Annotated in this window: 8 protein-coding genes; 1 reads left to right on the top strand and 7 read right to left on the bottom strand. The window is 68.3% G+C overall.

The genetic code is table 11. From position 1 onward, the window contains the following. Window positions 1-215: DUF2379 family protein (locus ACLEQD_RS00910; RefSeq protein WP_410380982.1), on the top strand; the 215-nt coding region annotated here is incomplete at its 5' end. A 112-nt stretch (window positions 216-327) separates the two neighbouring features. On the opposite strand, the gene ACLEQD_RS00905 is transcribed toward ACLEQD_RS00910, so the two are convergent. The 7 genes from ACLEQD_RS00905 to ACLEQD_RS00875 all read right to left on the bottom strand — a co-directional run bounded on the left by ACLEQD_RS00905 (window position 328) and on the right by ACLEQD_RS00875 (window position 7,954). Then, on the bottom strand, window positions 328-852 hold the full coding sequence (locus ACLEQD_RS00905; RefSeq protein ID WP_410380980.1) for a PspA: 525 nt from the start codon (window positions 850-852) through the stop codon (window positions 328-330). A 112-nt stretch (window positions 853-964) separates the two neighbouring features. Beyond that, the gene (locus ACLEQD_RS00900; protein ID WP_410380979.1) at window positions 965-1,387 is read right to left on the bottom strand and encodes a hypothetical protein; all 423 of its coding nucleotides are present in this window, start codon (window positions 1,385-1,387) and stop codon (window positions 965-967) included. Then, entirely contained in the window at window positions 1,384-2,937 is a 1,554-nt protein-coding gene (locus tag ACLEQD_RS00895; protein ID WP_410380977.1) for a recombinase family protein, read from the bottom strand. The genes ACLEQD_RS00900 and ACLEQD_RS00895 overlap by 4 nt, the downstream gene beginning before the upstream one ends. Further along, a complete protein-coding gene (locus ACLEQD_RS00890) occupies window positions 2,934-3,134 on the bottom strand; it encodes a hypothetical protein (protein ID WP_410380975.1) in 201 nt (66 codons plus the stop codon). Before ACLEQD_RS00890 ends, ACLEQD_RS00895 begins: the two co-directional genes overlap by 4 nt. Beyond that, window positions 3,131-3,688, bottom strand: a complete 558-nt coding sequence (locus ACLEQD_RS00885) for a DUF2924 domain-containing protein (RefSeq protein ID WP_410380973.1) — start codon at window positions 3,686-3,688, stop codon at window positions 3,131-3,133. Before ACLEQD_RS00885 ends, ACLEQD_RS00890 begins: the two co-directional genes overlap by 4 nt. Window positions 3,689-3,779: 91 nt before the next feature. Further along, the gene (locus ACLEQD_RS00880) at window positions 3,780-3,959 is read right to left on the bottom strand and encodes a hypothetical protein (protein ID WP_410380971.1); all 180 of its coding nucleotides are present in this window, start codon (window positions 3,957-3,959) and stop codon (window positions 3,780-3,782) included. Between the two features lie 788 nt (window positions 3,960-4,747). Next, a complete protein-coding gene (locus tag ACLEQD_RS00875; protein WP_410380969.1) occupies window positions 4,748-7,954 on the bottom strand; it encodes a hypothetical protein in 3,207 nt (1,068 codons plus the stop codon).

The following is a 7,954-nucleotide window of genomic DNA, read 5'->3' as shown; positions in this document are numbered from 1 at the left end:
AGGGTGCGTTGGGCCTCTTGAGCGAGGAGTCCCGGCGCATCCGAGAAGGCTCCCACAGGCTCATGGACGCGCTGCACCGGATGTACCAGCACAAGGACAAAGGGGACTTCGGCAGCGCCCGCCAGGAGATGCGGAACGTGCTCGCGGTGGAAGTCGTGCCCCACTACCGCGCCCTCGCCGAGGGGCAGCTCGAAGACATGGCCGACGAGCCGTAGCAACGAGCGCGGAGCGCCTTGCCCAGCGGTGCGCCGGGCGAAGGCGTCGCTCGCGCACTTGGGTTACTTGCCGCAGGAGCGCCCTCCGGAGAAGGCGCTTCGCGGCCCAGACTCAGGCTGGCGTCACCTTGTCAAAGGGGCGCACTACCTGTTTGTTATCTGAGACGCGCTCCACCGTCACCGTCTTCGCCTTCGCGTCGATGGACTTCACCTTCGCCGAGAAGCCGCCCCGCCCCTGCTTGTAACGCACCTCCTGTCCCACCTCGTATGCGACGGACGTCGCGGGGTTGGGATTGGAGCTGGGGGCGGCGACCGTCGTTGTGCGCCGCGCCGCACGCGGGCGGCCTCGGCGATTCTGGGGCGCGGCCTTCGTCCTCGTGGGCTTGGGCGCGGCCTCCGGCTTCACCCACTTCCTCACAGGCACCGAGGACGGGCGCTTCGGCGCGGGCCCGGGCGGGCGCTTCGACGCGGGAGGAGGCACGGAGGCTCGCTTCGGCGCGGACGCCGCAGGAGTCGGACCCACCTCAATGCCCAGGAACTGAGCAATCTTCTCCAGCAGCTCCAACTGCCGGCCCATCGCCTTCGCTACCCCCTCCTCCACAGCAGCCTGAATGGCACTCTTCATGTCGTTCTGCATGTGCTCTCGCTCACTTTCCTCGCGGACCACCCGGCCCACATATTCTTCAACACCACATACAGCCGTTTGCACTCACGCTACACCAAGGAGTCCGCGTATTCGGACTCCCGTCTCAGAATGAAGCCTTCACCTCGCGCCAGCGCTCGCGCTGCACCGCCCACGTCCCCGCGTGTGCAAGGGCCCGGAGGACTCGCTCGCTGAGGAGCTCCGCCCCATCCACGGCCTCGAGGAACAGCACCTCCTCCTGGATGTCGGGCGCCAGCAACCGCAAGTCCAACAGGTGCGTCACACGCGCCCGGGTAAAGCCCAACTGGCAGGCGACGTCAGCCGCGCTCGCCACCAGCCCCCGCTCAATGGCGGACTCCACATGGTGCGCCAGGGCCAGCATTCGCGCGACGCGCGCGGGCCTTCGCGCCACCTCTCGCGGCGACGGCGGCGCCCCCTCTCGGAAGCGCACCTTCGCGCGGTGCACGCGGTGGAAGTGCGCGCTGACGAGGCCAGCCTCCGCCAGTTGGGATTCAGGGCTCGCGCTCACGCTGCCGCCTCCTCGCGCGCGGGCGCTGTCGACTCACCGGCATGGGACAGGTAGACGTCAACCTGCCCCGTCGCCTCGTTCACCACCACCCGGCCAACGAGGGCTCGCAGCAGGCGCCCACGGTTTGTCGCCGTCAGGGCGTCCCACACCGCGTCGAAGTCCGCCAGAGCCTGGGCCACCCACTCCGCCTCCACCTTCTCCCTCTCCATGGCGTCCAGGGCGCGCTCCACCTCCGCCAACCGCTTCCTCATGCCGGCGACTTCCTCTTCCGCAGCCGTCAGCTTCTCCTCCAGGAGGCGTCGGGCGGGGCCCTCCAGTTTGGCGAGGGAGTCCACCCACTTCCCGGACTCCCCAGCGCGCTTGCCCAAATCCTTCGGAAGCTGCGCGCGCTCGGCGCGTAGGGCCTTGTGCTTCTCCTCCATCCGCGCCGTGAGGCGGGCGTGTACCTGTGCCGCGAAGCCCTCACCTACCGAAACCTCCCTCAGCCGCGCGACGACGAAGTCCTCCAAGGCGGCTGCCGGAAGGGAAGCAGCCCGGCACCCCTCCTTCCCCTGCTTGTCCCGGGTGATGCAGCGGTAGTAGCGGTACTCACGCGCTCCCTTGCGCGTGCTGCCGGGCGTCATTGCCTCGCCACACAGGCCACAGCGCAACAGGCCTCGCAGCACGTAGTCAGGGTTGCGCCCGTGGTACTGGATGCCGGGGCCACGGCCCTCCAGCATGTCCTGCACCTGATGGAAGGTGGCCCTGTCCACGATGGGCGAGTGCTCTCCCGGGTGCATCTCGTCGCCATACGGCACGAAGCCTGCGTACAGGGGACTCCTCAAGAGGCGCAGCACATCCTGCGTCGTCCATTTTCGAGCCGCGCGCGTGGCACCGCTCTGGGCCTCGTGCCGCTTCGTCTTGCGCCCCGTCTCATTGAGGAGGCGCGCCACCGTCGAGGCCTGCTGGTGCTGGAGGTACAGCTCGAAGGCCTCCCGCACCACCACCGCCTCGTACTCATTCACCACGAGGCGCTTATCCTTCACGTCGTAGCCGAGCGGCGCGCGTCCCCCCGTCCACAGCCCCTTGCGGCGCGCAGCGGCCACCTTGTCCCGCGTGCGCTCCGAAATCATCTCCCGCTCGAACTCGGCGAAGGACATCAGCATGTTCAGCGTCAGCCGCCCCATGGCGTCCGCCGTGCTGAAGTTCTGCGTCACCGAGACGAAGGAAGCGCCCGCTGTGTTGAGGCGCTCCATGACTTTCGCGAAGTCGAGGAGGCTGCGGGAGAGGCGGTCCACCTTGTACACCACCACGACGTCGACCCGGCCCGCGTCGACGTCCTGCAGCAGCCGCTGGAAGGCGGGCCTCTCCATGTTGGCGCCGGTGAAGCCACCGTCGTCGTAGCTTTCATCCACCAACGTCCAGCCGGGCTGGCGCTGCACGTAGGCGACACAGGACTCTCGCTGGGCGTCCAGCGAGTTGAACGCCATCTCCAGGCCCGCCGCAGTGGACTTGCGCGTGTAGACGGCGCAGCGCTTCGCGTCCGTGGGTGGCGACTTGCTCTTCCTCATGGCCCCTCCGAATCCCCGGGCGACGGTTCCCGTGGCTCGACGCTCGGCGCCGGCTTCTGCCCGGCGAGCTGCTCCGCCACCGTCACCAGCCGCTCCAGGTTGTCGTTGAGGCGCCGCAGTTCTCGGACGAGCTGCGGCATCGTCCCCTCGTAGAAGCGCTGCCCCATGTGCGTCTGGAAGAAGGCAGGGCCGCTCATGGCGTCACCGCCTTCGGGCTGCCGTCCTTGAGGCCGAAGAAGGTGAAGCCATTCCAGGCCGTGCCCGTAATCAGCTTGGCCACGCTGGAGAGGCTTCGGTGAAGCTGGCCCTCGTATTCAATTCCGTCCTCGCGCACCGTCACCCGGTGCTGCGTGCCTTTGAAGACGCGCGTCAGCACCGTGCCCGGCGGGGGCAGGCGCGCGTCGCGCCCGTCCGCAGCGGGTGCGCGTACGTCCGCAGCGGCAGGCGGAGGCGGTGCTGCGGGCTTCGTCTCCTCCACCTGTCGCATCCTCCAGCGCTCGGGCAGCTTGTCGCCCAACTCCGAGATGCGTGTGACAGCGCGCGCGGAGAGCCCCCCTTCGGCCAGCTCCTGAATGCGGAAGGCCAGGCGCTTCTTCAGGTAGTCCCGGTTGCGGCTGCGCGTGGGCTCGCCGTACAGCTCCTGGTACTTCTCCGCCAAATCCGGCACCGACATGCTGGCCAGCGCGGCCAGTTGCTGTGGCACGTCCGCGAGCTCCTTGCGCGCGGCACGTGCAGTCCCCTTCTTCGCCATGGTGTTGTCTCCTTTGCCCCGGGCAGCAGGCCCTCGGGCGAAAACCATGGACGCTCTGTCCCCAAAAGAAGACAAGTCGAGAGTCCGCGGCTCAGCCATGCGCGCTCTCCTCCGCGCCCCACGCGGGCGCCTGTCGTTGCGGCTGCGCATGGCGACGCAGCCACAGCTCCCAGAGGGCATCGGCGAGGACGTCCACCGCTTCGTCCTGGCGCTGCTTCGGGGTGCTGGAGCGCCCCTTGGCTGAAACCTCAACCTCATGTTGATTCGACATCCTCGTATCCATCGTCATGACAAAGGCCCAGGAGCGAAATCGAGGGGACACATGGCACCCGCAGCACTCCCGCCAGGACGACGCCACTCGCCAAACGAGAAACACCGCGCATCGCAGCACCTCCCTGCCGAGGCCGGCAGGGGCCGCAGGGGGAAGCAATTCAGGAGGGGAGACGGAGGAGTCTCGTCAGGGCCCGTGCCGGCTTCACCCGGTCGGCGGGAATCGCCATGAATGGGAGGCTCACGTCCGTCCTCCGCCAACGCGCGTAGACTTCCCACGCCGTGGCCGTCCATGCATAGCTCGTCCTCCGCAGCCCTCCATTGAAGACGTGGCTCGGGTGCGGGGGCAGTGGAATCGGCTCACACGGGTTTAGCCGGCCACGAATCAGCAGCGGCATCCAGCTCGCGAAGGCGAGCAACTCCTCCCCGTAGACAGTCCACTCCAGGCGCAGGCGCGGCTCCCCCAAGGGGTGTGTCACCCCGCTGAGGCCAAACCGACGCAGCATGGCTTCGGGGGGCTCAAAATTGAGTCGGTTCATCGAAATCCGCGTCACCGGCGGCGCCTCGGGGAAATGCCTGTCCGGCCAGGAGTGGCGCGAGAGGTCCACCCGGTTCAGCCACTCCCCTTGCCGCCATACCAGCCGCCGGCCCTGATGAATCACGGGGGTCAGCGGCTCCATCTCCGACGCGAGACGTTGAAGAAACTCCGCCCACAGCTTGCTACGCGACAGCCTTGTCATGACTCCACCTCAAGAATGGGTCTCCACCCAACCGCCTGCTTGAAACCACTCACTCAGGACGCCCTTCCTCCGCGAAGCCATAGCCCTGGCCACGCCACCCACGGCTTGCCTCCTCGACGTGTGGGAAGTCGTCCGCGGAGATGAAGGGCACCTTCGCGACATCAATCACCAGGGCGCACCTGCGCAGGGACTTGCCGGCGAAGCAGACGCGCTCGCTGGGGGAAACGACGTACCCTCCCGCGCGGTGGTTTTCGTGAATGAGGCGTCGCAGCGCCTTCGTGTCCACCATCTCTCCCCGGTAGTCGGTGCGCTTGCTGTACATCCGGTAGGCGTCGTAGGCGGACTCCAAGTGGAGGCACAGCCGTCCCTCGACGAAGGCGTAATGCACGCGGTGCTTCAGCTCGCCCTGAATCGCCATGGTGGACAGCTTCTGGACGAAGACGTCGAGGGCGTTTCGCACGCCTTCCTCTTCCTCGAGGACGTCCTTCAGCACGGCGTCCACGGCCTCACGGGCGCCCAAGTCGGCGGGCAACGGGTAGCCACACTCTCGGGCGAACTCCTCGAAGAGGTGAATGCCCAGCAGCATGGCCGTCACGTTGTCGGTGACGCGCGGAGGCACCTGTCGCCCCTTCACGAAGTCGTCCGCGACGGCGCGGGCCACGCGGTAGTCCGCGTCGAAGTCCCGCCCCAGGCAGAATTGAATGTAGCGAGGGGCAAAGAGGGCCAGGCGCACGGACGTCACCTCGCGGAAGGCCGCCCGGTAGGCCGGCTGCTGCACCGTCGCCTTCTCCGGGCTGACGGGAAGAATGCGCTCCACGAGTGCCGCTTCCGTGGGCCGCGTCTCTCCGCAGACACACAGCGGCGCCTGCAGGCGGTAGGTGGACACCGTCAAGTCCGGCCGGCCCCGCTCCTCCGTCTCTCCGCGGTAGAGGCGCCGCATGTAGCGGTGCACCAGGTGGAGGCGCGGCGGCGGCATGTCATGGGGCTTGTACTCGTCCAACACCACCGGCACGGAGCGCGTCGAGGACAGCAGCTTCACCAACGCAAACTCCGTCTCCGTCACGCTGTAGGCATCCGAGGCCGGCACCCCAGCCAGCGGCCAGAAGACTTCCGTGCAGGTGCTGGACTTGCCGCTGCCCTGTGTCCCGTAGGAGAAGAGAATGGGGAAGGAGCCCACCTTCTCCAGGAAGCGCGGCTTCAGCGGCGTGGCGAAGAACCACCCCAGCATGGGCAGCACCACCTGCGGCGTGTTGATTCGCGGCAGGTACTCGAAAACCGTGCGCGCCACGTCGTGGAAGCTGTCGTCGTCCGTTGCCTCGTAGCGGACACGCGACTCGAGTGACGCCCCATTGGGCAGGTACGCCACGGGCGACGGGGAGAGGAAACCCTCCTTCCCAATGGTGCATCCGGGCGCCACCCACACATGGTGCGCCCCCTGTTTGAAGTCCCCCAGGACGCTGGTGCCCGGCAGCCGCGGCACCGCACGCCGCGCCACCGCGCGCAGCAGTCCCTGCACGTTGTTGTCGCTGCCCGTCCACTGCGTGTGGACGGAGGGCAGGTGGTGCAGCAGCTCCTTGCGCGAGTTGAAGGCCCGGCGCGGCAAGCGCGCTCCGTCCAGGTGGGTGCCCTTGTCCGTGCGGACGTCCCCGAGGAACACCTCTCCCTCCTCGGTTTCGACGAGGGCCTGCGGGGTGAAGGTGAAGGAGGAAATCGCCTTCGCTTCTCCGCGCTGCGTCACCGTGTAGTAGCAGTACGCGTCCTCGAACACCTCGCCGTCGATGGTGTCGTCGCCGCTGCCGCCCTTCCCACCTCCATTGGAGTCCGCGCTCGCCGCGCCCGCGCCCGCCGCTGAAGTGCGCACGGCGCGGGCCATGGACAGCCGAAGCTTCTGCGCGGGCTGGCCCGTGCGCACCTCCAGCAGCGCCAGGTACTTCTCCTGCGCGGAAGGTGGCCGGTGGGCGATGGCCTCCAGAATTGGCTTGAGGCGGTACTCCACGTCCTGGGCCGGCACCGTGGCCAGGCGCTCCACAGCCGCCTCGATGTCGAAGACGACGTCGTACAGCTCGCAGCGCACGTCCGGCTCGCGATTCACTCGGCAGTAGCCCAGCCCCTGGAGGGAGTGGCAGGGCGGCGCCACGGCGCCATCCTCGCGAGCGGTAGCCACCACCTTCTCGTAGGCCTTGCGGATGTAGCCGGTGCCGTCCCGGCCCTTCAGCTTACCCAGGCCGCGCCTGTCGTACTCGAGGACAAGCTCGGTGATTTCGTCGAGCCCCAGCCCCTTGTGCGTGAAGAAGCGCACCATGTTGAAGATGGCGACGCTCCGGTCCTCCGCCCCCTGCTCCCACAGGCGCTGCACCGGGCCGCACATCTCCACCGGGTGCGCCCAGTCGTACTCCCCGGCTTCCGTCCGGCGGGCCTTCACTGTCCCCTGCGGTACCAAGGCGGAGGGCGCCAGCGGCATCGCCACCTGGGCTGGATGCGCCTGGTTCGGCTCCAGCGGCGGCTTCGGCGCTTTCAGCAGGCGCTCCAGGAGCTGCGGATCCTCGACGCGCTCGAAGCTGGCGAGCGCCCGAGCTGCTCGGTGAGGCCGCTCCGCCGACCCCGTCCCCTTCCGGCTGACGGTGCCCACCACCTTGATGATGCGGGCCACGTCGTGGATGGAGTCCACGCGCACGCGCTCGGAGGCGAAGCGGGCACGGAACTCGGCCTCGAAGGCCTTCAGGCCCGCCTGCACGCGCTCGTGGCTCTCGCCCTCCAGGGACTGCGGCGGCAGGGCGAACCAGAGCTGCGCCCCGTTGCCGCTCATCATCAGCCGCGGACGGACGAGGCCCTGCGCTTCGCACCAGGCCGCGGCGGCTTCCGCCACCTGGAGCGTCAGCGAGAGCTCGTCCTCGGTGCTGGCCGTGTCCTTGGGGCGCACGGGGTCCAGGTCCACCACCGTGGCCGTCACCACCTCGATGTCTTTGCTGCCCGCCCCGGTCCTCAATGGGCGGAGGGCGTTGGGGGCCAGCTCGAGCAGGCGCCGGGGTCGAGGCTGGATGCCCACGTACACGTTGCCACCGGCATTGGCCGCCACGCAGGCCGCGACGAAGGCCTCCTCGTCGTCGAAGAAGCCCAGGCCGAGAAGGCCTCCGCCGCCCGGGCGGATGACGCGGACTTCGCTTACTCCGTGCTGTGCGTGCGCGAGCCACTGCCAGGTAGCGCGAATGGCGTCGGGGTTGGGAGTGCTTGGAGTGGTGTCAGAAGGTGTCGTCAT

The organism is Corallococcus sp. 4LFB, assembly GCF_046520365.1.
Classification (GTDB): domain Bacteria; phylum Myxococcota; class Myxococcia; order Myxococcales; family Myxococcaceae; genus Corallococcus; species Corallococcus caeni.
Note: the sequence above shows the minus strand (reverse complement) of the source record. Positions and strands in the feature narration are given on the sequence as shown.

What these genes read in the sequence shown, in the direction of transcription:
- ACLEQD_RS00905 (WP_410380980.1), bottom strand. Translation starts at nt 852, where the DNA reads ATGCAGAACGACATGAAGAGTGCCATTCAGGCTGCTGTGGAGGAGGGG.
- ACLEQD_RS00895 (WP_410380977.1), bottom strand. Translation starts at nt 2,937, where the DNA reads ATGAGGAAGAGCAAGTCGCCACCCACGGACGCGAAGCGCTGCGCCGTC.
- ACLEQD_RS00890 (WP_410380975.1), bottom strand. Translation starts at nt 3,134, where the DNA reads ATGAGCGGCCCTGCCTTCTTCCAGACGCACATGGGGCAGCGCTTCTAC.
- ACLEQD_RS00885 (WP_410380973.1), bottom strand. Translation starts at nt 3,688, where the DNA reads ATGGCGAAGAAGGGGACTGCACGTGCCGCGCGCAAGGAGCTCGCGGAC.
- ACLEQD_RS00880 (WP_410380971.1), bottom strand. Translation starts at nt 3,959, where the DNA reads ATGTCGAATCAACATGAGGTTGAGGTTTCAGCCAAGGGGCGCTCCAGC.
- ACLEQD_RS00875 (WP_410380969.1), bottom strand. Translation starts at nt 7,954, where the DNA reads ATGACGACACCTTCTGACACCACTCCAAGCACTCCCAACCCCGACGCC.